At 55.6% G+C, this 24,637-nt stretch carries 23 protein-coding genes; 11 read left to right on the forward strand and 12 right to left on the reverse strand.

Annotated elements, in window-relative coordinates:
• The first annotated feature begins 9 nt into the window (after positions 1-9).
• Together RS584_RS03385 and RS584_RS03390 are read left to right on the forward strand one after the other, a co-directional pair.
• Complete coding sequence (locus RS584_RS03385; protein ID WP_017383813.1) at positions 10-564, forward strand: glucose-6-phosphate isomerase family protein; 555 nt, start codon at positions 10-12, stop codon at positions 562-564.
• Positions 557-1,327 (forward strand): glucose-6-phosphate isomerase family protein, encoded by a 771-nt coding sequence (locus tag RS584_RS03390; protein WP_015572636.1) that lies wholly within the window; start codon positions 557-559, stop codon positions 1,325-1,327. The genes RS584_RS03385 and RS584_RS03390 overlap by 8 nt, the downstream gene beginning before the upstream one ends.
• A 27-nt stretch (positions 1,328-1,354) precedes the next feature.
• Here the strand turns inward: RS584_RS03390 and RS584_RS03395 are convergent, their stop codons facing one another.
• Genes RS584_RS03395 through RS584_RS03415 form a run of 5 tightly spaced genes read right to left on the reverse strand, consistent with a single transcriptional unit; the run spans position 1,355 to position 5,659 of the window.
• A complete protein-coding gene (locus tag RS584_RS03395; RefSeq protein ID WP_015572637.1) occupies positions 1,355-2,173 on the reverse strand; it encodes a PTS system mannose/fructose/sorbose family transporter subunit IID in 819 nt (272 codons plus the stop codon).
• Positions 2,173-2,970 (reverse strand): PTS mannose/fructose/sorbose/N-acetylgalactosamine transporter subunit IIC, encoded by a 798-nt coding sequence (locus RS584_RS03400; protein ID WP_193042043.1) that lies wholly within the window; start codon positions 2,968-2,970, stop codon positions 2,173-2,175. Before RS584_RS03400 ends, RS584_RS03395 begins: the two co-directional genes overlap by 1 nt.
• 10 nt (positions 2,971-2,980) lie before the next feature.
• The gene (locus RS584_RS03405; protein ID WP_015572639.1) at positions 2,981-3,475 is read right to left on the reverse strand and encodes a PTS system mannose/fructose/N-acetylgalactosamine-transporter subunit IIB; all 495 of its coding nucleotides are present in this window, start codon (positions 3,473-3,475) and stop codon (positions 2,981-2,983) included.
• Between the two features lie 10 nt (positions 3,476-3,485).
• Positions 3,486-3,914: a PTS sugar transporter subunit IIA gene (locus tag RS584_RS03410; protein ID WP_193042044.1), complete on the reverse strand. Its 429-nt coding sequence runs from the start codon at positions 3,912-3,914 to the stop codon at positions 3,486-3,488.
• 2 nt (positions 3,915-3,916) lie between these two features.
• On the reverse strand, positions 3,917-5,659 hold the full coding sequence (locus tag RS584_RS03415; RefSeq protein ID WP_017694537.1) for a class I mannose-6-phosphate isomerase: 1,743 nt from the start codon (positions 5,657-5,659) through the stop codon (positions 3,917-3,919).
• A gap of 187 nt (positions 5,660-5,846) precedes the next feature.
• Here RS584_RS03415 and RS584_RS03420 point away from each other — a divergent pair, with 187 nt between their 5' ends.
• From RS584_RS03420 to folA, 8 genes are all read left to right on the forward strand, one after another.
• Positions 5,847-6,854, forward strand: coding sequence for a LacI family DNA-binding transcriptional regulator (locus RS584_RS03420; protein ID WP_315748936.1), 1,008 nt, complete (start codon positions 5,847-5,849; stop codon positions 6,852-6,854).
• 132 nt (positions 6,855-6,986) lie between these two features.
• Positions 6,987-7,808 carry a 4-hydroxy-tetrahydrodipicolinate reductase gene (dapB, locus tag RS584_RS03425; RefSeq protein ID WP_032671442.1) on the forward strand — a complete coding sequence of 274 codons (822 nt, stop codon included), beginning with the start codon at positions 6,987-6,989 and terminating at the stop codon, positions 7,806-7,808.
• Between the two features lie 454 nt (positions 7,809-8,262).
• Positions 8,263-9,411, forward strand: a complete 1,149-nt coding sequence (carA, locus tag RS584_RS03430; protein WP_017383809.1) for a glutamine-hydrolyzing carbamoyl-phosphate synthase small subunit — start codon at positions 8,263-8,265, stop codon at positions 9,409-9,411.
• Between the two features lie 18 nt (positions 9,412-9,429).
• A complete protein-coding gene (carB, locus tag RS584_RS03435) occupies positions 9,430-12,654 on the forward strand; it encodes a carbamoyl-phosphate synthase large subunit (RefSeq protein ID WP_315748937.1) in 3,225 nt (1,074 codons plus the stop codon).
• Positions 12,655-12,794: 140 nt separating this feature from the next.
• Positions 12,795-13,028, forward strand: a complete 234-nt coding sequence (locus RS584_RS03440) for a YgdI/YgdR family lipoprotein (RefSeq protein ID WP_003856439.1) — start codon at positions 12,795-12,797, stop codon at positions 13,026-13,028.
• Positions 13,029-13,133: 105 nt separating this feature from the next.
• Positions 13,134-13,664 carry a glutathione-regulated potassium-efflux system oxidoreductase KefF gene (kefF, locus tag RS584_RS03445; RefSeq protein ID WP_193042047.1) on the forward strand — a complete coding sequence of 177 codons (531 nt, stop codon included), beginning with the start codon at positions 13,134-13,136 and terminating at the stop codon, positions 13,662-13,664.
• A complete protein-coding gene (gene kefC / locus RS584_RS03450; RefSeq protein WP_315748938.1) occupies positions 13,657-15,522 on the forward strand; it encodes a glutathione-regulated potassium-efflux system protein KefC in 1,866 nt (621 codons plus the stop codon). Before kefF ends, kefC begins: the two co-directional genes overlap by 8 nt.
• Positions 15,523-15,636: 114 nt before the next feature.
• Positions 15,637-16,116 carry a type 3 dihydrofolate reductase gene (gene folA, locus RS584_RS03455; protein WP_003856431.1) on the forward strand — a complete coding sequence of 160 codons (480 nt, stop codon included), beginning with the start codon at positions 15,637-15,639 and terminating at the stop codon, positions 16,114-16,116.
• 39 nt (positions 16,117-16,155) lie between these two features.
• Here the strand turns inward: folA and apaH are convergent, their stop codons facing one another.
• From apaH to lptD, 6 genes are read right to left on the reverse strand one after another with little or no spacing between them, the layout of a single operon-like run.
• Positions 16,156-17,004: a bis(5'-nucleosyl)-tetraphosphatase (symmetrical) ApaH gene (gene apaH / locus RS584_RS03460; RefSeq protein ID WP_015572649.1), complete on the reverse strand. Its 849-nt coding sequence runs from the start codon at positions 17,002-17,004 to the stop codon at positions 16,156-16,158.
• 4 nt (positions 17,005-17,008) lie between these two features.
• On the reverse strand, positions 17,009-17,386 hold the full coding sequence (gene apaG, locus RS584_RS03465; protein WP_003856425.1) for a Co2+/Mg2+ efflux protein ApaG: 378 nt from the start codon (positions 17,384-17,386) through the stop codon (positions 17,009-17,011).
• A 3-nt stretch (positions 17,387-17,389) separates the two neighbouring features.
• The gene (rsmA, locus tag RS584_RS03470) at positions 17,390-18,211 is read right to left on the reverse strand and encodes a 16S rRNA (adenine(1518)-N(6)/adenine(1519)-N(6))-dimethyltransferase RsmA (protein ID WP_136128844.1); all 822 of its coding nucleotides are present in this window, start codon (positions 18,209-18,211) and stop codon (positions 17,390-17,392) included.
• A complete protein-coding gene (gene pdxA, locus RS584_RS03475; protein WP_015572650.1) occupies positions 18,208-19,194 on the reverse strand; it encodes a 4-hydroxythreonine-4-phosphate dehydrogenase PdxA in 987 nt (328 codons plus the stop codon). Before pdxA ends, rsmA begins: the two co-directional genes overlap by 4 nt.
• Positions 19,194-20,480, reverse strand: a complete 1,287-nt coding sequence (surA, locus tag RS584_RS03480) for a peptidylprolyl isomerase SurA (RefSeq protein WP_017383803.1) — start codon at positions 20,478-20,480, stop codon at positions 19,194-19,196. Before surA ends, pdxA begins: the two co-directional genes overlap by 1 nt.
• Positions 20,481-20,533: 53 nt before the next feature.
• The gene (gene lptD, locus RS584_RS03485) at positions 20,534-22,885 is read right to left on the reverse strand and encodes an LPS assembly protein LptD (RefSeq protein ID WP_017383802.1); all 2,352 of its coding nucleotides are present in this window, start codon (positions 22,883-22,885) and stop codon (positions 20,534-20,536) included.
• Positions 22,886-23,124: 239 nt separating this feature from the next.
• On the opposite strand from lptD, the gene djlA reads away from it, so the two are divergent.
• On the forward strand, positions 23,125-23,940 hold the full coding sequence (gene djlA / locus RS584_RS03490; protein WP_315748939.1) for a co-chaperone DjlA: 816 nt from the start codon (positions 23,125-23,127) through the stop codon (positions 23,938-23,940).
• 31 nt (positions 23,941-23,971) lie between these two features.
• Here the strand turns inward: djlA and rluA are convergent, their stop codons facing one another.
• Positions 23,972-24,631, reverse strand: a complete 660-nt coding sequence (gene rluA / locus RS584_RS03495) for a bifunctional tRNA pseudouridine(32) synthase/23S rRNA pseudouridine(746) synthase RluA (RefSeq protein ID WP_003856412.1) — start codon at positions 24,629-24,631, stop codon at positions 23,972-23,974.
• Positions 24,632-24,637: the final 6 nt, after the last annotated feature.

The raw sequence follows: 24,637 nt of genomic DNA on the forward strand, positions 1-24,637 counted from the left end.
GAGAGCGATATGAATTCAGACATCTTTTTGCCACCTCAGTTGACGTGGGCTACCGGCGCGCTAGCCGGCGGGCCGCTTATCCGCAAAACGACTCGTCTTGCGGATCTTCCTGGGATCTTCGCAGACGGCGAGGCGTGGAAGTGCGGCAATCCTCAAAAAAGTGTGTATGACGTAGACGTACTGGGCTCGCCCGTAGGGGAAGGGGCACTCTTCGTTGGGGTAACTCACCTGCGTGCGGGTAACGTGGGCGATGAGTTCTTTATGACTCGCGGTCATTTTCATCAGCGCCGCGAACAGGGGGAGGTCTATTTTGGCCTGCGCGGATGTGGCTTGTTGCTGCTGCAAACGGAGGCGGGCGACGCGCGGCTTGAGCAGGTGACGGCTGGCTCCGTGCATATTATTCCTCCTTTTACAGCGCATCGTTTGATTAACACTGGCAACGAGACGCTATCCTCCCTTGCCGTCTGGCCGAGCATTGCGGGACACGACTATGCGGCGCTGGCAGAGGGCTTCACCCTGCGGATCTTTGCCTCTGGGGAAGGTTACGAGGTGCGCCATGGCTAACTATGGCCTTGATATGACCATCACCCGTCAGCCGCTCGGTTTTTGCTACGGAGAGGATGTTACCGGGCCGATGCCGGAGATCAGAACGCTGGATCAGATCCGCCCGTCGCTGCGCAATCCGGACTGCGAAGGGCCTGAACAGGTGTATGCCATCGCGATGGACGTGGCGCGTCTGGCGGACAGGCCGGAGCTCGAAAAACGCATGCTGCTTTTTGGTGTGGTCACCTACGCGGCAGGCACGCTTGGCGATGAGCCGGTCCGCAGCCAGGGACATGTTCACCGTATTAGCCAGCACAGCGGATGGTCGCCCCCTGAGCTGTACGAAATCTGGCAGGGTAAAGCGATTATCTACATGCAGGAGTATGTGGACGACGATCCGGGACGTTGTTTTGCGGTACTCGCGGGGCCGGGTGAAAAGGTACTGGTCCCTCCCGGATGGGGCCATGCGACGATTTCGGCCTCGCCCAATGAGCCGCTGACGTTTGGTGCGTGGTGCGATCGGGAATATGGCTTTGAGTATGAGGCCGTTCGTGCGCGAAAAGGTCTGGCCTGGTATCCCTTAGTTCAGGGTAATCATATTGTCTGGCAGCATAACAGTCACTACAGACCAGGGCGCTTGCAGATGATTACGCCGAGAAGTTATCCGGAATTTGGCATTACTGATGCGCCTGTTTATCAGCAGTTTATTGATGACCCCGCACGGTTCCAGTTTATTTCGCGTCCGGATAAAGTCGCAGAACTGTGGAATAACTTCCATCCATAAAGAAGCCGGGGCATTGCCCCGGTTTTCTTATCCTGCAAACAAACCGGACGCCACGCCAAGCGCTGCCAGTATAAGCAGCAATATCATGGCTTTTACCGGCGACACGCCGCGTTTTGCCATCAGATACCAGGTCCCCAGCACCACCGCCAGCGGAAGCAGCTGCGGGAAAATACCGTCCAGCATCTGCTGAACGTGAATGTTAACCCCGTCCCGGGTGATGAACTCCAGCCCGGTGCCGAGCTTCACGTAGCTGGCCGCCACGCCGCCCATGACAAATACGCCCAGTAGCGAGAGCGCTTCCCGTAGCCGGGTAGATTTGCTGCTGACCAGCATCTCCACGGAGCCTGATCCCATCTGGTAGCCTTTCAGAAACAGGAACCAGGAGCCAGGGATAATGATGGCCAGCCAGGCAACGGTATAAAACAGTGGACCGAGGATATTTCCGCCTGCCGCCAGCGCCATCCCAATGCTAAGCAGGATCGGGATCAGCATGCCCGGGATCATCGAATCGCCGATCCCGGCAATTGGCCCCATCAGGCCTACCTTCAGGGTATTTATGGTTTCACCGTCAATCGGCTCGCCGTTGGCTTTTTTCTCCTCCAGCCCCAGCGCCATACCGTTAACGATCGCGCCAATCTGTGGCTCCGTGTTGTAGAACGACGCGTGACGGCGCAGCATCTCGGTACGTTGTACCGGGTCGGGATAGAGCTTTTTTGCGACCGGCAGCATGCTCAGGCAAAAGCCGAAGGATTCAAGGCGTTCAAAGCTCATTGAGGAGAGGTTGTGCATCATCCACGCTCGCCAGCAGCGGCGCAGATCCTTGCGGGTGAGTTTACGTTCTTCCATCAGAATTCATCCTCGTCGTCAGGGACAGGTGCTGAAGCCACGGCCTGCGGTGCCTCGGGTTTATAGTTGTAATGAATCAGTGCCAGCAGGGCGCCCACGATCACCAGCGCGACCATATTGAGATTCAGGAAAACGATGCAAACGAAGCCCACCAGAAAGTAGATGAGCATGGTATAGCTTTTGATGATCTGCTTAAGCAGGATGGCAATACCGACGGCGGGCAAGATGCCGCCCAGCACGTTCATGGTGGAGAGGACGATATGCGGCAGGCTGTCCATAAACCCGCTAATGTACTGTGCGCCAAAAAAGACGGCGATAAAGGTAGGCACAAAGCGCAGCACAAAGTTCATCGCCTGCGGCCAGATGGCGCTGTTAAGGTAGATCCCGCGCTCGTCGCCGTTCTCCAGCGCCACATCCGCACGATGGTTCCAGAAGGAGTTCAGCACCATCATCGCATTGAAGAGAATGGTTCCGGCGATCCCAATAGTCGCCGCCAGCGCGACGGCAACCTCAGGTCCTTTGCCGGAAAGTATTCCCAGCGCAATGGCCGGATAAGCCACAAAGTTTAAATCTGCTGGCATCGAGCCGCCGGGTGTCACCATTGCGATATACACCGCCTGCACCGCTACGCCAATCATAATCCCGGTTTTGATATCGCCCAGGATCAGGCCAACCAGCATCCCGGAAATGAGCGGTCGGGAGATGAGATACCAGCCGCCCGTCAACCCTAAAAGCCACGGACTACTGAGTGCGCCCAGATAACACAGCAGGCCAATTAAAGCCGCTTCGATAATCATGATCTGCTCCTTATTTCAGCTTTTGTCTGGCATCCTGCCAGGTATAAAAACTGGCATCAGGAACCAGGCGGAATTCAATCGCGTGTCCCTGCCCGGTCAGCCACTCGAACGCCGCCGCTTCATCCTGGGTTACCGATTGATTCGGGCCGATGGTGATCGTGTTAGCCCGGGCGCTCATCGGGCCGACGTTAATTTTTCCGTTGCTGTTTTTCAGGCTAATGCCCGCCTGCTCAATGCGCTGTAGCGTGAGTGGAGATTTGCCAATCACGAAATAGCGCTTTTCGCTGGCAATCACTTTTGGCAGTTTTTCGATCGCGGTTGCCGTATCGAACAGCCACACTTTAGTATCTGATACGGCTCCTTTCATGACCGACGATAACAGCGGATCGGCCGCAACGGCATCGTCAATGGCAACGATGCCGTCGCAGGGCAGCTCCCTGGCCCAGCGTGTAATGAGCTGCCCGTGGATCACGCGATCGTCAATGCGTACAAAAGAAATACTCATATGCGGCTCCTTAAAAATCGTCTGTCTGTGCAGTATCTGCCGGTTTCGCCTGTACCAGCGTCGGCAGAGTAATTTCGATAAGCTGCCCGGCAGCCTGATGAACATCGCGAGCCATCATCACCTCATCGGTTTGCAGCAGCATCGGGAAGTTGACTCCAGCCACCACGGCGACCGGCGGCTGCGTATGTGGGTTAAACGCGGCCTCACAGGCCACGTTCCACGGCGTGCCGCTTTGCATGTCGCACAGCACCAGCACGCCGTCAGCGTTGGCGCTTGCCGCTTCCAGCGTGGCGATGAAATCCTGCCGGAAGCCTTCTATTCCCGCCTGTTCGGTCAGACAAACGGTGTGTACGCCGGGGAGCTCGCCGTATACCATCCGGCCGCTCTCCAGCAGCGCGGCGGCTAACGGCCCATGAGTGGCGACAATAAAATGAATCATCGTTAGCTCCTTACCCAGGCTTTGATCGTCGCGAGGGGGTGTCCGGAAGCACGGGCTGACGGTGAAATGCGATAATCACCTACGCTTGCCGGAATGATGAAGGTTTCGGCGTAATGGACGGTAAACGGCTCAAATGCACCGGTTGGGCTGTCGACAATTGCTTCGTCGCCCTCTACCAGATTCAGCACGTTCACGCCGCCGCCGGTGTGGTGCAAAACGGGTTCGCTAAACCAGTGGCGGCGGGTTTCGATAAATTCACGCTCGTGCAGGCCAGTACGCTCTTCACGCCAGCCGTTTCCTTCCGCGACAGGTTCGAACTGATTCACCAGATGCTGATGAACCCACTGCGCGTCACGCTGCCAGTCGATCACCTTTTCACCGTGCTCCAGGTGTACCGGGCGCGGCAGCCCGTCCAGGCCCAGGCGGCCCCAGTCCCACAGTTTGAAGGTGAAAATATACGGCGTAGCGCTGATCTCCAGCACCATGGTTCCCGCGCCGGAGCAGTGCACCGTCCCAGCCGGGATCAGGAAATGATCGTGCTTTTTTGCCGGGATCTGATTAACGAAGCGGTCGTCATCAAACGGTTTTTCACCGCGACCCGCGCGCCTGAGATCGTCCATCATGGCCTCAGGGTCTGTGCCGGTTTTGGTCCCCAGATAGACGACGGCACCCGGCTCCGCTTCCAGAATGTAATAACTCTCATCCTGGGTATAGTGCATCCCAAACTGCTGCTGGATGTACTCGGTAATGGGGTGGACCTGGAAGCTCAGATTCTGGCCACCCATGGTGTCGAGGAAGTCAAAACGGATCGGGAATTCCGCGCCGAAACGTGCGTGAACTTTCTCGCCCAGCAGAGCACGGGGCTCAAGCAAAACCAGATCCTGAGAGGGGATCTCGATCCGCACTGCGCCAAAACGCAGTAACAGGCTGTTCTCCTCGGGCACGCAGTCAAAACACCACGCGTAATTGGGTGCAGAGGGATCGAGATCGAATTGCTGTTTCATCCACTGGCCGCCCCAGACGCCAGGATCGAAAAAGGGCGCCACGCGGAAAGGCTGGGTGGTAGTTTGCTTCAGCCCGGCTCGCAGGGCCTCGCCGCTGACCATCGCGGGCTGGTTCGTCTGGGTTGTATCCAGTAAAAAATCGGTGCGCCTGAGCAGCGGTGTTTTGTGGCGATCGAAGACGCGCCATTCGACAAAAAAGGCGCGCTTGTAGCGACGAAGCATATCTTCCTGCTGATTATCTGCGCCCCAGTTCCCAGTCTCACCCCGGCGCATACGCTGCTGGATCTCCCAGCGCGGCAGATCGGCATACACCAGCACATCACCCGGATGGACAAGCGTCGCACCGGGTCCGTAGATCACAATCAGCCCCCCGGAACACTGGCTCACCCGAACCTGCAACGCCTCCAGACGCGCGGGATCGAAAAACTCTCCAAGCTGGTGGCAGGAGAGAACGCCAAAGACGCGATCGTCTGTGAGGTTGCGTGCCAGCATCTCATGAATGGCACACTCATCCCGTCGCGCCTGTTCAGCATTGATCGCCAGCGTCGGGCGTAGACGCGGCAGCACGTTCTCTTCAAGCTCGGTCATGCGCACGCCCGGATAGCAGTCAATCACCAGCACCGTGCGGCTGCGCTGTTGGGTTTTTGACTCAAGAACGCGGGTTATTGCTTCCCAGCCTTGCCAGGCGCTGTCATCAAAACCCTGTATCGCCACCGTGGGGAATTTGTCGTAGGTTGTCATTGTATCCTCCGTAATCGTTATTTAAGGTTATTCGATTAACCGTATTTGAGAAGAGTGGTTAACGCGATTAACCCGCCATAAATGCGAATCGAATCCAGAACAACAGCGGTAATGTGAAGAGTCTCACAGGGAAAAATGCAAAAAACAGGTTATTCGATTAACCTGTAGTGATGATGAAGGAGACAACATGACGGGAATTACACTGGCCGATGTCGCGAAACGCGCCGGCGTGTCAACGGCGACGGTCTCGATGGTGCTCTGCAACAAAGGCCGCATTTCGCAAAGCACGCGCGGACGTGTGCTTAAGGCGCTGGATGAATCCGGCTATGTCTATAACCAGACGGCAGCCAATTTACGTAACCGCAGCAGTAACCAGGTCGGGCTGCTCTTGCACGATATCACCAACCCTTTTTACAGCGAGATGACGGCAGGGCTAAGTCATGAAATGGAGCGCCACGAGCTGATGCTTTTTCTGGCGAATAGCGAGGAATCGGCAGAGCGACAGCAAAAATTTGTTGATTCACTGATGCGTAATAACGTCGGCGGTATGGTGCTGTGTGCGGCTCGGGAAACGCCCCAGGCCTTTTTTGAGGGTCTGAAGCGGCGCAATATTCCGGCTATCATGGTTGTGCGACCGCTGAACGATCCGGATTTTGATTTTGTCGGAACGGATAACTTCTTAGGCACGCAGATGGCGACGGAGCATCTGCTCAGAATGGGCCATCGGCACATTGCGTTCATTGGAGGGAGCCAGAATTCGGGCTCTCGGGCGCAGCGTATCGGGGGCTTTACCAGCAAGCTGCTGGAGTACGGCGTGACGCCGAATCCTGCCTGGATCAGAACCTCTCACGCCAGCCAAAGCGACGGCGCGCGCGTGGCAGAGGCGTTACTTCTCGAGCATCCACACATCAGTGCGGCAATTTGCTATCAGGATGTTGTGGCGCTGGGGGTGATGCAAAGCTTACGCAAGATGGGCCGTGAGCCGGGACGTGATTTTGCGCTGGTCGGTTTCGATGATATTACCGAAGCGGCTCTGGTGCAGCCCGCATTGACCACCGTATCGGTGGCGGCGAAAGAGATTGGTCGTAAGGCAGGGGAGTTACTTTACAGCCGCATACAGGGCAACGACGAACCCGCCAAACGAATCATTCTGCCGCCTGCGCTGGTGGTGCGGGAATCATGCGGTTTTCGCTGACGATCATGTCTTTCACTGATATCTCACCCTGTTTATCATTAAATTCTAATTATCGGCGTTTTCTGTGGCAGCCTGTGCAAAGGCTGGTTAATCTGAAAACGATTTACATCATTTTAACGTAAGAGAATAACTATGCATGATGCACAGATCCGCGTCGCCATTGCGGGCGCGGGTGGACGTATGGGCCGTCAGCTGATTCAGGCGGCACTACAGATGGATGGCGTGGCGCTTGGCGCGGCGCTGGAGCGTGAAGGTTCATCGCTTTTGGGAGCCGATGCAGGCGAGCTGGCAGGCGCAGGTCAGACGGGCGTTACCGTGCAGAGCAGCCTTGAGGCGGTGAAAGAAGACTTTGACGTGTTTATCGATTTTACCCGCCCTGAAGGCACGTTGGCTCACCTGGCGTTTTGCCGTCAGCACGGTAAAGGGATGGTGATTGGCACCACCGGTTTTGACGAGGCCGGTAAGCAAGCCATTCAGGATGCGTCCACCGAGATTGCGATTGTCTTTGCGGCAAACTTTAGCGTGGGGGTAAACGTCATGCTGAAACTGCTGGAGAAGGCGGCGAAGGTGATGGGCGACTACACCGACATTGAAATCGTCGAAGCGCACCATCGCCACAAAGTCGATGCTCCGTCAGGCACGGCGCTGGCGATGGGCGAAGCGATTGCGTGTGCAATGGATAAAGATTTGAAAGACATCGCGGTCTATTCTCGCGAAGGCCACACTGGCGAGCGCGTGCCTGGCACCATTGGGTTTGCCACCGTTCGCGCAGGTGATATCGTCGGTGAACATACCGCTATGTTCGCCGATATTGGCGAAAGGATCGAAATCACTCATAAAGCATCCAGCCGCATGACATTTGCAAACGGGGCGGTACGTTCGGCATTGTGGCTGAAAGGTAAGCGTAATGGTCTTTTTGATATGCGAGATGTCCTCGAACTCAACAATTTGTAAGCATTATTACCCATCGTGATGTGGTTATTGCAGTCGTAATTACTTGATTGCATAGGGCAATATTTTATTGCCCTTTTATTTTGTCTGTTTGGGGTATTTATTGTGTCTAATTGATTTAAAGTAAGTGTTTTCTCGATAATTTCTGTTGCTGAACTGTAAATTTTGACCATTTGGTCCACTTTTTATTCCTGCAAGACGTTCCTTTCTATTAAACTGCATGCGCAAGCGGTTTCCACAGTGATTTAGTTGATCTTTTTGCCGCTTAATCTGATTTCAGGCCGCCAGGCTTGCAAAAGAATATACAAAACTCCCGTTTTAAGTTGACTTTTACATGGCAAATCCCCAGAATGCCGCCGTTTGCCAAAAATCCGCTGGCAACACATTTGCATTGATCCATGACATGGTTATGAATTAATATGCAAATAAAGTGAGTGAATATTCTCTGGAGGGTGTTTTGATTAAGTCAGCGCTATTGGTTCTGGAAGACGGAACCCAGTTTATCGGTCGGGCCATAGGGGCAACGGGTTCGGCGGTTGGGGAAGTCGTTTTCAATACTTCAATGACCGGTTATCAAGAAATCCTCACTGATCCTTCCTATTCTCGCCAAATCGTTACTCTTACTTATCCTCATATCGGCAATGTCGGCACCAATGCGGCTGACGAAGAATCCTCTCAGGTACATGCGCAAGGCCTGGTCATTCGCGACCTGCCGCTGATTGCCAGCAACTTCCGCAACACCGAAGACCTCTCTTCTTACCTGAAGCGCCACAACATTGTGGCGATTGCCGATATCGATACCCGTAAGCTGACGCGTCTGCTGCGCGAGAAGGGTGCACAAAACGGTTGTATCATCGCAGGGGATAACCTCGATGCGACGCTGGCGCTGGAAAAAGCGAAAGCCTTCCCGGGACTGAACGGTATGGACCTGGCGAAAGAAGTGACCACCGCTGAAGCCTACAGCTGGACGCAGGGAAGCTGGACGCTGGAAGGCGACCTGCCGGAAGCGAAACCGGAAAGCGAACTGCCGTTCCACGTGGTGGCCTATGATTTTGGCGCCAAGCGCAACATCCTGCGTATGCTGGTTGACCGTGGCTGCCGCCTGACGGTCGTCCCGGCACAAACGTCTGCGGAAGATGTTCTGAAGATGAACCCGGACGGCATCTTCCTCTCTAACGGTCCTGGCGACCCGGCGCCGTGCGACTACGCTATCGACGCCATCAAGTCCTTCCTTGAAACCGATATCCCGGTATTCGGCATCTGTCTCGGCCATCAGTTGCTGGCGCTGGCGAGCGGAGCGAACACCGTCAAGATGAAGTTTGGCCACCACGGTGGTAACCACCCGGTGAAAGATATCGACAACAACACGGTGATGATCACCGCGCAGAACCACGGCTTCGCTGTGGATGAAGCGACGATGCCGTCTAACCTGCGCGTGACGCATAAGTCACTGTTCGATGGTACCTTGCAGGGTATCCATCGCACCGATAAGCCTGCGTTCAGCTTCCAGGGCCACCCTGAAGCCAGCCCGGGCCCTCACGATGCCGCGCCGCTGTTCGATCACTTCATCGAACTTATCGAGCAATACCGTAAGACCGCTAAATAATCAGGAGCTGAGAAGACCATGCCAAAACGTACAGACATAAAAAGCATCCTGATCCTTGGCGCTGGCCCGATTGTCATCGGCCAGGCCTGCGAATTCGACTACTCCGGTGCGCAGGCGTGTAAAGCCCTGCGTGAAGAGGGTTACCGTGTCATCCTGGTAAACTCTAACCCGGCCACCATCATGACCGACCCGGAAATGGCGGATGCGACCTACATCGAGCCGATTCACTGGGAAGTGGTACGCAAAATTATCGAGAAAGAGCGTCCGGACGCGGTGCTGCCGACCATGGGCGGCCAGACGGCGCTGAACTGTGCGCTGGAGCTGGAGCGTCAGGGCGTGCTGGAAGAGTTCGGCGTGACCATGATCGGTGCGACCGCCGACGCGATTGATAAAGCAGAAGACCGTCGCCGCTTCGACGTGGCAATGAAAAAAATTGGCCTTGATACCGCACGTTCCGGTATCGCGCATAATATGGAAGAAGCGCTGGCCGTTGCGGCCGAAGTGGGTTATCCGTGCATCATCCGTCCTTCCTTCACCATGGGTGGCACCGGCGGCGGCATTGCCTACAACCGCGAAGAGTTTGAAGAAATTTGCGAGCGCGGCCTGGATCTCTCCCCAACCAAAGAGCTGCTGATTGATGAATCGCTGATTGGCTGGAAAGAGTATGAGATGGAAGTGGTGCGTGATAAAAATGACAACTGCATCATCGTCTGCTCCATCGAAAACTTCGACGCGATGGGGATCCACACCGGCGACTCCATCACCGTTGCGCCAGCTCAGACGCTGACCGACAAAGAGTACCAAATCATGCGTAACGCCTCGATGGCGGTACTGCGTGAAATCGGCGTAGAAACCGGCGGCTCTAACGTGCAGTTCTCGGTGAACCCGAAAACCGGCCGTCTGATTGTTATCGAAATGAACCCGCGCGTGTCCCGTTCCTCCGCACTGGCCTCCAAAGCCACCGGCTTCCCGATTGCGAAAGTGGCGGCGAAACTGGCGGTGGGTTACACCCTTGACGAGCTGATGAACGACATCACCGGTGGCCGCACGCCAGCGTCCTTCGAACCGTCCATCGACTACGTTGTGACTAAAATTCCACGCTTTAACTTCGAGAAATTCGTCGGTGCCAACGACCGTCTGACTACCCAGATGAAATCTGTTGGTGAAGTCATGGCGATTGGCCGCACGCAGCAGGAATCCCTGCAAAAAGCGCTGCGTGGCCTGGAAGTGGGCGCGACCGGCTTTGACCCGAAAGTCAGCCTGGACGATCCGGAAGCACTGACCAAAATCCGCCGCGAGCTGAAAGACGCGGGCGCAGAGCGTATCTGGTACATCGCCGATGCCTTCCGCGCGGGCCTGTCCGTCGACGGCGTATTTAACCTGACTAACATCGACCGTTGGTTCCTGGTGCAGATTGAAGAGCTGGTGCGTCTGGAAGAGCAGGTCGCTGAGCTGGGCATCACCGGACTGGACGCAGACTTCCTGCGCGTGCTGAAGCGTAAAGGCTTCGCCGATGCGCGTCTGGCCAAGCTGGCGGGCGTGCGTGAAGCGGAAATCCGCAAACTGCGCGACCAGTACGACCTGCACCCGGTCTACAAGCGCGTGGACACCTGTGCGGCTGAATTCTCGACCGATACCGCATACATGTACTCCACCTATGAAGAGGAGTGCGAAGCGAACCCGTCCGTCGACCGCGACAAGATTATGGTGCTGGGCGGCGGTCCAAACCGTATCGGCCAGGGCATCGAGTTTGACTACTGCTGCGTACACGCCTCACTGGCGCTGCGCGAAGACGGTTACGAGACCATTATGGTCAACTGTAACCCGGAAACCGTCTCGACCGACTACGACACCTCCGACCGCCTCTACTTCGAGCCGGTTACCCTGGAAGACGTGCTGGAAATCGTGCGCATCGAGAAGCCAAAAGGCGTGATCGTGCAGTACGGCGGCCAGACTCCGCTGAAGCTGGCGCGCGCGCTGGAAGCAGCAGGCGTGCCGGTTATCGGCACCAGCCCGGATGCGATTGACCGTGCGGAAGACCGCGAGCGTTTCCAGCAGGCGGTTGACCGTCTCAAGCTGAAACAGCCGGCGAACGCCACCGTGACCGCCATTGAGATGGCCGTTGAGAAAGCGAAAGAGATCGGCTACCCGCTGGTGGTGCGTCCATCCTACGTACTGGGCGGCCGCGCGATGGAAATCGTCTACGACGAAGCGGACCTGCGTCGCTACTTCCAGACGGCGGTGAGCGTTTCCAACGATGCGCCAGTGCTGCTCGACCGCTTCCTCGACGACGCGGTTGAAGTCGACGTGGATGCCGTCTGCGACGGCGAAAGGGTGCTGATTGGCGGCATCATGGAGCACATCGAGCAGGCGGGCGTGCACTCCGGTGACTCCGCCTGTTCTCTGCCAGCGTACACCCTGAGTCAGGAGATTCAGGACGTGATGCGCCAGCAGGTGCAGAAACTGGCCTTCGAGCTTCAGGTTCGCGGCCTGATGAACGTTCAGTTCGCGGTAAAAGACAACGAAGTCTATCTGATTGAAGTCAACCCGCGTGCGGCGCGTACCGTACCGTTCGTCTCCAAAGCGACCGGTATTCCGCTGGCGAAAGTGGCGGCGCGCGTGATGGCCGGCCAGACGCTGGCTCAGCAGGGCGTCACGAAAGAAATTATCCCGCCTTACTACTCGGTGAAAGAGGTGGTGCTGCCGTTCAACAAATTCCCGGGCGTTGACCCGCTGTTAGGGCCAGAGATGCGCTCTACCGGGGAAGTGATGGGCGTTGGCCGTACCTTCGCAGAAGCGTTTGCGAAAGCGCAGCTGGGCAGTAGCTCCACCATGAGAAAATCTGGCCGTGCGCTGCTCTCCGTTCGCGAAGGCGATAAAGAGCGCGTGGTTGACCTGGCCGCCAAGCTGCTGAAACAGGGCTTCGAGCTGGACGCCACTCACGGTACGGCGATTGTGTTGGGTGAAGCGGGTATCAACCCGCGTCTGGTGAACAAAGTGCATGAAGGTCGTCCGCACATTCAGGACCGCATTAAGAATGGCGAGTACACCTACATCATTAACACCACCGCAGGTCGCCAGGCGATTGAAGACTCCAAACTGATTCGCCGCAGCGCGCTCCAGTACAAAGTGCATTACGACACCACCCTGAACGGCGGTTTCGCGACGGCCATGGCGCTGAATGCGGATGCCACCGAGAAGGTGATTTCGGTGCAGGAAATGCACGCTCAGATTAGCAAGTAACACACATTGCCCGGTGCCATCCGGTTACCGGGCAATTTTCCCATCTTAAGAACCTTCTGGTTTTTCATCCGCTTTCAGTCAGTTAGCCTAAAATAGTTAGGTCGATAACGAAAATTCAACTGAGAGCAGGGGAATACACCATGCAAAATAAACTACTGATCGCTTCCGTTCTGGCTGCCACCGCAATGTTCACCGTGGCGGGCTGTTCGTCCAATCAGGCCGTAAAAACCACCGATGGCAAAACGATTGTTACTGACGGGAAACCGCAGGTGGATGACGATACCGGTCTGGTATCGTACAAAAACGCCGAAACCGGTCAAACTGAACAGATTAACCGTGACCAGGTTAAATCAATGGGCGAGCTGGATAACTAATTCAGATTTCTGACGTTAGCCCGTCAATAATATTCACTATTAGCCTGTTGAATTACTGTCTACACTCTTCTGGTAAAAGAAGGCGGTAAAACAACAGGCTACTCAATGATTCTGATAATTTATGCGCACCCCTATCCGCAGCACTCGCATGCGAATAAGCGGATGCTTGAGCAGGCAGGGACGCTCGAAAACGTAGAGATACGTTCCCTCTATCAACTCTATCCTGATTTTAATATCGATGTCGCCGCCGAACAGGAGGCGCTCTCCCGTGCCGATCTGATCGTCTGGCAGCATCCGATGCAGTGGTACAGCACGCCTCCGCTGCTGAAATTGTGGATCGACAAAGTTTTCTCCCACGGTTGGGCATATGGACACAACGGCAACGCGCTTCAGGGCAAAAGCCTGATGTGGGCTGTTACCACCGGAGGGGGGGAAAGCCACTTTGAGATTGGCGCCTTCCCCGGATTTGACGTGCTGGCGCAGCCGCTCCAGGCTACTGCCCTTTACTGCGGTCTGAACTGGCTTCCGCCTTTTGCGATGCACTGTACCTTTGTCTGCGACGATGAAACCTTGCAGGCGCAGGCTCGTCACTACAAACAACGTTTACTTGAGTGGCAGGAGACGCACAATGGATAGCCATACGCTGATACAGGCGCTGATTTACCTCGGCGCGGCGGCATTAATTGTGCCCGTGGCGGTTCGTCTGGGGCTGGGCTCGGTGCTCGGCTATCTGATTGCCGGGTGTGTGATTGGCCCCTGGGGCTTTCGGCTGGTGACGGATGCCGAGTCGATCCTGCATTTTGCGGAGATCGGCGTGGTGCTGATGCTGTTTGTGATTGGTCTGGAGCTGGATCCGCAGCGGCTGTGGAAACTGCGCGCCTCGGTGTTTGGCGGAGGCGCCCTGCAAATGCTGGCCTGCGGTCTGCTGTTGGGCGGGTTCTGCATTCTGCTGGGGATGGAGTGGAAAGTCGCAGAGCTGATCGGCATGACGCTGGCGCTCTCCTCGACGGCGATTGCCATGCAGGCAATGAACGAGCGTAACCTGACGGTGTCGCAAATGGGGCGCAGCACCTTCTCCGTACTGTTGTTCCAGGATATTGCCGCCATCCCGCTGGTGGCGATGATCCCGCTGCTGGCAGCCAGCGGCGCATCAACGACGCTGGGAGCATTTGCCTTATCAGCGCTGAAGGTTGCCGGTGCGCTGGCGCTGGTTGTTCTGCTTGGTCGCTACGTAACGCGTCCGCTGCTGCGCTTTGTTGCTCGCTCTGGCCTGCGCGAAGTATTCAGCGCCGTTGCGTTATTCCTGGTGTTTGGTTTTGGATTGCTGCTGGAAGAGGCCGGGCTGTCGATGGCAATGGGCGCCTTCCTCGCAGGGGTCTTACTGGCAAGCTCCGAATACCGTCACGCGCTGGAAAGCGATATCGAGCCGTTTAAAGGACTGCTGCTGGGGCTGTTTTTCATCGGCGTCGGGATGTCTATCGACTTCGGGACGCTGGTAACCCATCCGCTGCGCATCATCATTCTGCTGGTGGGTTTCCTGGTCATTAAAATGGCGATGCTGTGGCTGATTGCCCGCCCGTTAAATGTGCCAAAACCGCAGCGCCGCTGGTTTGCCGTGCTGCTGGGGCAGGGGAGTGAGTTTGCTTTCGTGGTCTTTGGCGCAGCGCAGATGGCAAATGTACTCGATCCTGAATGGGCAAAAGCGCTGACGCTGGCGGTCGCGCTGTCGATGGCCGCAACGCCAATCCTTCTGGTGCTGCTGACGCGTCTGGAGAAAACGGGAAGCGAACAGGAGCGAGAAGCCGATGAGATCGACGAGGAACAGCCGCGGGTCATCATCGCCGGATTTGGCCGCTTCGGGCAGATCGCCGGCCGTTTACTGCTCTCCAGCGGTGTCAAAATGGTCATTCTCGATCACGATCCTGATCATGTGGATACCCTGCGTAAATTCGATATGAAGGTCTTCTACGGCGATGCGACCCGCGTCGATCTGCTGGAATCCGCCGGGGCGGCGAAAGCCGAGGTGTTGATTAATGCCATTGACGATCCAGAGACCAGTATGCAGATGGTTGAGCTGGTTAAAGAGCATTTTCCGCATCTGACCATTATCTCCCGTGCGCGCGATGTGGATCATTACATCCAGCTGCGTCAGGCGGGTGTGGCAGCCCCTGAACGTGAAACCTTCGAAGGGGCGCTCAAATCTGGCCGCATGGCGCTGGAAAGTCTGGGGCTTGGCGCGTATGAGGCACGTGAGCGTGCAGATCTGTTCCGCCGTTTTAATCATGAGATGGTGGAAGAGATGGTGGCGATGGCGAGCAGTACGGCAACCGAACGCGCTGCGGTGTTTAAACGCACCAGCACCATGCTGACGGAGATCATCAACGAGGATCGTAATCATCTGTCGCTGGTTCAGCGCCACGGCTGGCAAGGAACGGAAGAGGGCAAGCATACTGGTGATCCTGCGGATGAACCGGAGAGTAAACCCTCTGCGTGAAGTGGAGTTGCCAGCAATATTAAAAAATTTCTAATTCTTTACCCTGCCGCCAGTCGACGAAAGATTAAGCTTTCCGTATAGTGGCGGCAATTTTTTGCATCCGGGAAATTTTCAATGATCAGTCTGATTGCAGCGCTGGCGGTAGACCGCGTTATCGGCATGGAAAACGCCATGCCGTGGAACCTGCCTGCCGATCTCGCATGGTTTAAACGTACTACGTTAAACAAGCCGGTAGTGATGGGCCGCCTGACCTGGGAGTCGATTGGTCGTCCACTGCCGGGTCGTAAGAATATTGTGATCAGTAGCCAGCCGGGCACTGACGATCGCGTTCAGTGGGTTAAGTCCGTTGATGAAGCAATTGCCGCCTGCGGCGATGCCGAAGAGATCATGGTGATCGGCGGGGGGCGTGTGTATGAGCAGTTCCTGCCTAAAGCGCAGAAACTGTATCTGACGCACATTGATGCGGAAGTGGAAGGGGATACCCATTTCCCGGATTACGATCCGGACGAGTGGGAGTCCGTATTCAGTGAGTTTCACGATGCGGATGCGCAGAACTCACACAGCTACTGCTTCGAAATTCTGGAACGTCGTTAACGGTTTTATCCTCTCCCCGAAGGGAGAGGATAAACATCTTCAGGAGGCGACTGCCTCACCCTCGCCTAAGTCCAGCTGTCGGTTGGATGGCTGCACAAAGTAGGTTTTATCTTCCCAGCGTAAGCAGGTTAAATCCCCGCCCCAGCAGCATCCGGTATCCAGCGCATAGATATTTTCCGGGGTGCCTTTTCCTTCCAGCGATGCCCAGTGCCCAAATACCACGCTGTATTCGTTTGTCACGGGGCCCGGAATCGCAAACCATGGCTTAAGCGGCGCAGGGGCATTTTCAGGCGTATCTTTGCAATACATATCCAGTTGCCCGTTCGGGAAGCAGTAGCGCATCCGCGTAAAAGCATTGGTGATAAAACGCAGTCGTGCCAGGCCGCTGAGGTCATCACTCCAGTTATTTGGCATGTCGCCGTACATCGCATCAAGGAAGAACGGGTAGGAGTCGCTCGCCAGCACCGCTTCGGCGTCGCGCGCGCAGGTTTTTGCCGTCTCAAGATCCCACTGAGGCGTGATGCCGGCATGCGCCATCACCAGTTTTTTCTCTTCGTCAATCTGTAGCAGCGGCTGGCGACGCAGCCAGTTGAGCAACTCATCGGCATCCGGTGCTTCCAGCAGGGGGGTAATGCGATCTTTCGGCTTATTACGGCTGATCCCGGCATATACGGCCAGCAGATGCAGATCGTGGTTGCCCAGCACCATGCGCACGCTGTCACCCAGCGATTTGACATAGCGGAGGACGTCCAGGGAACCGGGACCGCGCGCCACTAAGTCGCCCGTCAGCCAGAGCGTGTCCTGCCCGGGGGTGAAGTCGACCTGTTTTAATAATGCGATCAGTTCATCGTAGCAACCGTGAACGTCGCCAATCAGATATGTAGACATTAGATTAATGAATAAGTGTAGGTACGGCGAGACGGAATACGGGAATAGCAATGCGGAAAGCATTGCCGTCGGCATCGACCATTTCATAATGGCCTTGCATGGTACCCAGCGGCGTTTCAATGACCGCGCCGCTGGTGTACTGATACTCTTCGCCAGGGGCGATATGGGGTTGTTCACCGACCACGCCTTCGCCCTGGACTTCAATTTCACGGCCATTGCCGTTGGTGATAAGCCAGTAGCGCCCGAGCAGTTGCACAGGCATCCGCCCCAGATTGCGAATGGTTACGGTATAAGCAAAGACAAAACGTTCTTCATCCGGTGTGGATTGGGACTCAATGTAGACGCTTTGAACCTGAACACAGACGCGGGGCGAATCAATCATGGCTTAGCTCTCCTTCGGCGGCGCATTGTCGCTGATGTAATTAGCCAGCTTGCAGTACTGCTCTACGGAAATATTTTCCGCACGCATTGCCGGGTCGATGCCCAAATCAGCTAACACGTCAACGGTAAACAGATTGCCAAGGCTGTTACGAATCGTTTTACGGCGCTGGTTAAAGGCTTCTGTCGTGATACGGCTCAGCACGCGCAGGTCTTTGACCGGGTACGGCATCGTTTTATGTGGCACCAGGCGCACAACCGCAGAATCTACCTTTGGCGGTGGCGTGAATGCGGAAGGCGGTACTTCTAATACCGGGATCACGTTGCAGTAATATTGTGCCATCACGCTTAAACGACCATACGCTTTACTGTTCGGCCCTGCAACCAGACGGTTAACGACCTCTTTTTGCAACATGAAGTGCATGTCGGCAATGGCATCAGTATAGCTAAACAGATGGAACATCAGCGGGGTGGAGATGTTGTACGGCAGGTTACCGAACACGCGCAGCGGCTGTCCCATTTTTTCTGACAGTTCGCCAAAGTTCATGGTCATCGCATCCTGCTGATAAATCGTCAGCTTAGGCCCGAGGAACGGGTGCGTTTGCAGACGCGCGGCCAGATCGCGGTCGAGTTCGATTACGGTCAGTTCGTCGAGGCGTTCGCCTACCGGCTCGGTCAGCGCGGCAAGACCCGGGCCGATTTCGACCATGGCCTGACCTTTCTGCGGATTAATGGCAGAAACGATACTGTCGATCACAAACTGATCGTTGAGGAAGTTTTGCCCGAAGCGTTTACGGGCTAAGTGGCCCTGATGGACTCGATTAGTCATTGAGTATTAACAATCATTTTGATGGCGAGATTAAGCGCCGTAATAAAACTGCCGACATCCGCTTTTCCCTGGCCTGCCAGATCCAGCGCAGTACCGTGGTCAACGGACGTTCGAATAAAGGGTAAACCGAGGGTGATATTCACCCCGCGGCCAAAGCCCTGGTATTTTAGCACGGGCAGACCCTGATCGTGGTACATCGCGAGTACGGCGTCGGCATTATCCAGGTATTTGGGCTGGAAAAGGGTGTCGGCAGGCAGAGGCCCGCTGAGGTTCATCCCCTTCGCCCGCATCTCCTCAAGCACCGGAATGATGGTGTCGATCTCTTCGGTGCCCATATGTCCGCCCTCACCCGCGTGCGGATTCAGGCCGCAAACCAGCACATGCGGCTGCGGAATGCCGAATTTGGTTTGCAGATCGTGATGCAAAATGCCGATGATCTCACGCAGGAGTTCAGGCGTAATGGCATCCGGAATGGCTTTGATCGGCAGGTGCGTTGTTACCAGCGCAACGCGCATTGCTTCGGTTGCCAGCATCATCACCACTTTCGGGCTGTGCGAACGCTCTTCGAAAAATTCGGTATGCCCGGTAAACGGAATGCCCGCGTCATTGATCACGCCTTTATGCACCGGACCGGTGATCAGGGCGGCAAATTCGCCCTGAAGGCAACCGTCACAGGCGCGCGCCAGCGTCTCGACAACGTAGTGGCCGTTTTCGGTGTGTAACTCACCGGGGACAACAGGCGCACGGAGCGGAACAGAAAGCAGGGTGAGAGTACCAGCCTGCTGCGGTGCGGGCTGTTGGCCTTCAACGTAAGGGAGGAGCGTTAAAGGCAGACCGAGCAAAGCTGCCCGGTCTTGTAACAGTGTTGCATCTGCGCAGACAACCAACTCTACCGGCCAGCTGCGCTGGGCGAGCTGAACCACAAGGTCAGGCCCAATCCCGGCGGGTTCGCCGGGGGTGATCACAACACGATGCGGTTTCATCAGTTGCTCAACACTTTCACGTAAGCGCTGGCGCGTTGTTCCTGCATCCAGGTTGCGGCTTCTTCAGAGAACTTACGGTTAAACAGCATGCGATACGCGCGATCTTTCTGCGCCGCGTCGGTTTTATCCACGTTGCGCGTGTCCATCAGTTGGATCAGATGCCAGCCGAAGGAGGAGTGCACCGGCGCGCTCATCTGGCCTTTATTCAGCTTCATTAACGCATCGCGGAAAGCCGGATCGTAAATATCCGCTGCCGCCCAACCCAGGTCACCGCCCTGGTTTGCAGAGCCAGGATCCTGAGAGAACTCTTTTGCCGCTTTATCGAAGGTGGTTTTACCGCTCTTGATGTCTGCGGCGATCTGTTCCAGCTTCGCACGGGCCTGATCGTCAGTCATGATCGGAGACGGCTTAAGCAGGATATGACGCGCATGTACTTCGGTAACCGAAATGTTCTGGCTCTGGCCGCGCAGGTCGTTCACTTTCAGAATGTGGAAGCCCACACCGGAACGGATTGGACCGACGATGTCGCCTTTCTTCGCCGTGCTCAGCGCCTGGGCAAACAGGGATGGCAGCTCCTGAATACGGCCCCAGCCCATCTGGCCGCCTTTCAGCGCCTGCTGGTCAGCAGAGTACGTGATCGCCAGCTTGCCGAAGTCATCACCATTACGCGCCTGCTCAACGATAGCGCGCGCCTGGCTTTCCGCCTCAGCCGCCTGATCGGAAGTTGGGTTTTCCGGCAGTGGGATCAGGATGTGGCTCAGGTTAAGCTCAGTGCTGGCATCATTCTGATTCCCCACCTGTTTTGCCAGGGCATCCACTTCCTGAGGCAGGATGGTGACGCGGCGACGGACTTCATTGTTACGCACTTCTGAAATCAGCATCTCTTTACGGATCTGATTACGGTAGGTGGCATAGCTGATGCCGTCATAGGCCAGGCGGCTACGCATCTGATCCGGGGTAATGTTGTTCTGCTTTGCAATGTTGGCGATCGCCTGATCGAGCTGCTCGTCAGAGATCGTCACGCCCATTTTCTGGCCCATCTGAAGAACAATCTGATCCATGATCAGACGCTCCAGGATCTGGTGGCGCAGCGTAGCGTCATCCGGAAGCTGTTGACCTGCTTCGCCCGAGTTGAGCTTTACAGATTTCATCAAACCGTCAACGTCACTTTCAAGCACGACGCCGTTGTTAACCACAGCCGCGACTTTATCGACAACCTGTGGGGCCGCGAAGCTGGTATTCGCAACCATAGCGACACCGAGTAGCAGCGTTTTCCAGTTCTTCATACTTTTTCCATTTCAATTAACCGCAAAGCGGATTACGTTGTAAATCAAGCACATTACAATGAACTACGATACGGCAGAATGTTCGAGCGCAGCATCTGCTGCGTGCCCAGACCGTAGTTAGAACTCAGGCCGCGCAACTCGATATTAAAGCCGATCACGTTATCATATTTGCCCTGACTGTTTTGCGTATCCCAGCCGTTAAGTTTGCGTTCGTAACCGACACGTATTGCGTAACAGCAGGAGTTATATTGCAGACCCAGCATCTGGTCAGCAGGTTTTTGGGCATTCGTGTCATAGTAGTAGGCCCCGACGACTGACCAACGATCGGCGATCGGCCAGCTCGCGGCGGTACCCACCTGTGAAATACCGTCTTTGTATTGGTCTGTATTCGCATAGTTTGGCAGCGTCGCCTGGATATACTCCGGGCTGGCGTAACGGTACGTCAACTGCAACATGCGGTCTTCATCACGACGGTATTCGATGGCTGCGCTGCCCGTCGCGATATTGTCCAGTCGTGTATCGTACTGAACACCACCGCGCAGACCCCAACGATCCGTCATGCGCCAGTAGGTGTCGCCCGCCCATACCAGTGAGCCCGTTTTGTTGTCTTTCTCCCAGTTAATGTCGTCATCACCGGTACGAGACTCGGTGAAATAGTAGATTTGACCAACAGAAACGTTAAAACGTTCAACGGCAGCATCATCATATACGCGCGTTGTGACGCCAGTCGTTAACTGGTTAGCAGACGCAATACGGTCAAGCCCGCCGTAGGTACGGTCACGGAACAGGCCGCTGTAGTCTGATTGCAGGAAGGACGAGTCGTAGTTTTGAATTTTGCTCTGATCGCGATAAGGCACATACAGATACTGCATACGCGGCTCAAGCGTCTGGGTGTATCCATCGGCGAGAAGGCCCATATCACGTTCGAAGATCAGCTTCCCGTCCATTTTGAATTGCGGAAGCGTACGGTTTACCGACTCTTCAAGATCGGTGCCATAGCGTTTGTTATACCAGTCCAGATTTTTCTGCTGGTAGTGGGTGGCCATCAGCTTAGCTTCGGTATTCAGGCTCGCCCAGTCGTTTGACCACGGCAGATTGATCGTCGGCTCGATATGCAGACGCGTTGATTCCGGCATATCCGAGTTCGTATTGACGAAATGGACCGCCTGAGCGTAAACGCGCGTGTCGAAAGGACCCACATCGTTCTGGTACCAGTTCACGTCCAGCTGCGGCTCGGCACCATAGGTACTACGCGATTGCGTATCAAATACCTGGAACTGTTTGGTCGACACCGTCGCGTCAAAGTTCTCAATGGCGTAGCCCACGCTGAATTTCTGCGTGGCGTAACCGTCGGTACTGGAGCCGTATTTAGAATCAAAGTCGTTGAAGTAATACGGATCGCTGACTTTGGTGTAGTCGATGTTGAAGCGCCACACCTGATCCAATACCCCGGCGTGCTTCCAGTAGTACATCCAGCGGTGCTTATCACCTTCGCTCGGATGCTCGTCCTGGAACACCTTATCTGATGGCAGATAATCAAATTCCATCAGACCCGCGCCCGCCTTGGTCAGATAGCGGAATTCGTTCTCCCACATGATGTTACCGCGCTTATGGATATAGTGCGGCGTGATCGTGGCGTCCATGTTGGGCGCAATGTTCCAGTAGTACGGCAGGTAGAACTCAAAGTAGTTCGACGTGCTGTACTTGGCGTTCGGGATCAGGAAACCTGAACGACGTTTGTCACCCACAGGCAGTTGCAGGTAAGGGCTATAGAAAATGGGCACCGGGCCGAGTTTAAAACGGGCGTTCCAGATCTCTGCAACCTGTTCTTCACGGTCGTGGATCACTTCACTGCCCACAACGCTCCAGGTATTTGACCCTGGCAAACAGGAGGTAAACGTGCCGTTTTCGAGAATGGTGTAGCGGTTTTCGCCGCGCTGCTTCATCAGGTCCGCGGTACCGCGCCCCTGACGACCGACCATCTGGTAATCACCTTCCCAGACGTTGGTGTCTTTGGTATTCAGATTCGACCAGGCTTTCGGACCTTTCAGGATGACCTGATTGTCGTCATAGTGCACATTACCCAGCGCATCCACCGTACGGACAGGCGCCTGAGCACCTTCCGGTTGCTTCTGGTGCAATTGCACTTCGTCAGCAAGCAGGCGACTGTTTCCCTGGTTAATATCGACATTGCCCGTAAAGGTCGCATTGTCAGGATAATTACCTTTTGCGCTGTCGGCATTAATGGTGACGGGTAAGTCATTCGTATCGCCTTTCACCAGTGGGCGATTGTAACTTGGGACGCCAAGCATACACTGCGAGGCGAGATCGGCTGCGAGCCCCTGTTGGCTATACAGGGCGGTGCCAATCATTGTGGCCAGAAGGGTGGGGATACGTTTTTTCATACGTTGTATTTTATTGTTCCGTCATCAGTGGCTACGGCTTACAAACGCTCAGAGACTATCTTACTCATCAGCGCAGTACCAGCGTTAATCCTGCCCGTTTGCGCGCCAGAGTGTTAGGCTCGCTATCGAATGACGAGTATGATAATGCAAATTATAGGCGATGTCCCTCAATTGACCGTGGCGCGACCACTGTAATGATGGCGTTGCGTCGGCCAGGAACATGACCATTCGGGGAGTATATGCAGTATTGGGGTAAAATAATCGGCGTTGCGTTCGCAATTATTATGGGTGCCGGATTCTGGGGTGTCGTTCTTGGCCTCATTATCGGCCATATGTTTGATAAAGCACGCAGCCGCAAAATGGCCTGGTTTGCCAACCAGCGCGAGCGCCAGTCACTCTTTTTCTCCACCACCTTCGAGGTGATGGGGCACTTAACCAAATCAAAAGGACGCGTAACGGAAGCCGATATTCAGGTGGCCAGCGTCTTTATGGATCGCATGAATCTGCACGGCGAATCCCGCATCGCGGCGCAGAATGCGTTCCGGATTGGTAAATCAGATCACTACCCGCTGCGTGAAAAAATGCGGCAGTTCCGTAGCATCTGTTTCGGGCGTTTTGATTTAATTCGGATGTTTCTGGAAATTCAAATCCAGGCCGCCTTCGCGGATGGCTCTCTGCATCCGAATGAACGGGACGTCCTGTATGTGATTGCTGAAGAGTTGGGCATTTCCCGCATGCAGTTCGATCAGTTCCTGCGCATGATGCAGGGCGGCGCGCACTTTGGCGGCGGTTATCAGCAGCAATCGTCCGGCGGCGGCTGGCAGCAGGCGCAGCGTGGCCCTACGCTTGAAGATGCCTGTAACGTCCTCGGCGTGAAGCCGTCTGACGATGTCACGACCATCAAACGCGCCTATCGTAAGCTGATGAGCGAGCACCATCCGGATAAGCTGGTGGCGAAAGGCCTGCCGCCAGAGATGATAGAGATGGCGAAACAGAAAGCGCAGGAAATCCAGAAAGCCTACGAGCTAATTAAAGAGCAGAAAGGCTTTAAATAAAAAAATGGCCCGACAGTGTCGGGCCATTTTTTCAGAAGTCCACCGGGGCTTTGAACGTCATGGCGTTGCCGAAAGCAGGGTGGGTGATGGTGAGCGTCTGCGCATGCAGTTGCAGGCGCGGCGCTAACGCCAGCGCTTCCGGCGGCGCATAGAACCTGTCCCCCAGAATGGGGTGACCCATCGCAAGCATATGCACACGCAGCTGGTGGGAGCGCCCGGTAATCGGCTTTAGCAGGACGCGCGCGGTGTTATCCGGCGCGTACTCCAGCACTTCATACTCGGTTTGCGCGGCCTTGCCGGTTTCATAACACACCTTCTGCTTTGGCCGGTTCGGCCAGTCGCAAATCAGCGGTAAATCCACCAGCCCTTCCGCCTGCGCCGGATGGCCCCAGACGCGCGCGACATACTGTTTCTTCGGCTCGCGCTCGCGGAACTGACGCTTCAGCTCGCGTTCTGCCGCTTTGTTCAGAGCCACCACAATCACGCCGCTGGTCGCCATATCCAGACGATGGACAGACTCGGCCTGGGGATAATCACGCTGGATACGCGTCATCACGCTGTCTTTATGCTCTTCCAGGCGCCCCGGCACGGATAACAAGCCGCTCGGCTTGTTAACCACCATAATGTGCTCGTCCTGATACAGAATGACCAGCCACGGATCCATCGGGGGATTGTAGGGCTCCATTACCATCTTGCG

It is taken from the genome of Enterobacter sp. DTU_2021_1002640_1_SI_PRY_ASU_LCPMC_013 (genome assembly GCF_032389435.1).
GTDB lineage: Bacteria > Pseudomonadota > Gammaproteobacteria > Enterobacterales > Enterobacteriaceae > Enterobacter > Enterobacter hormaechei_C.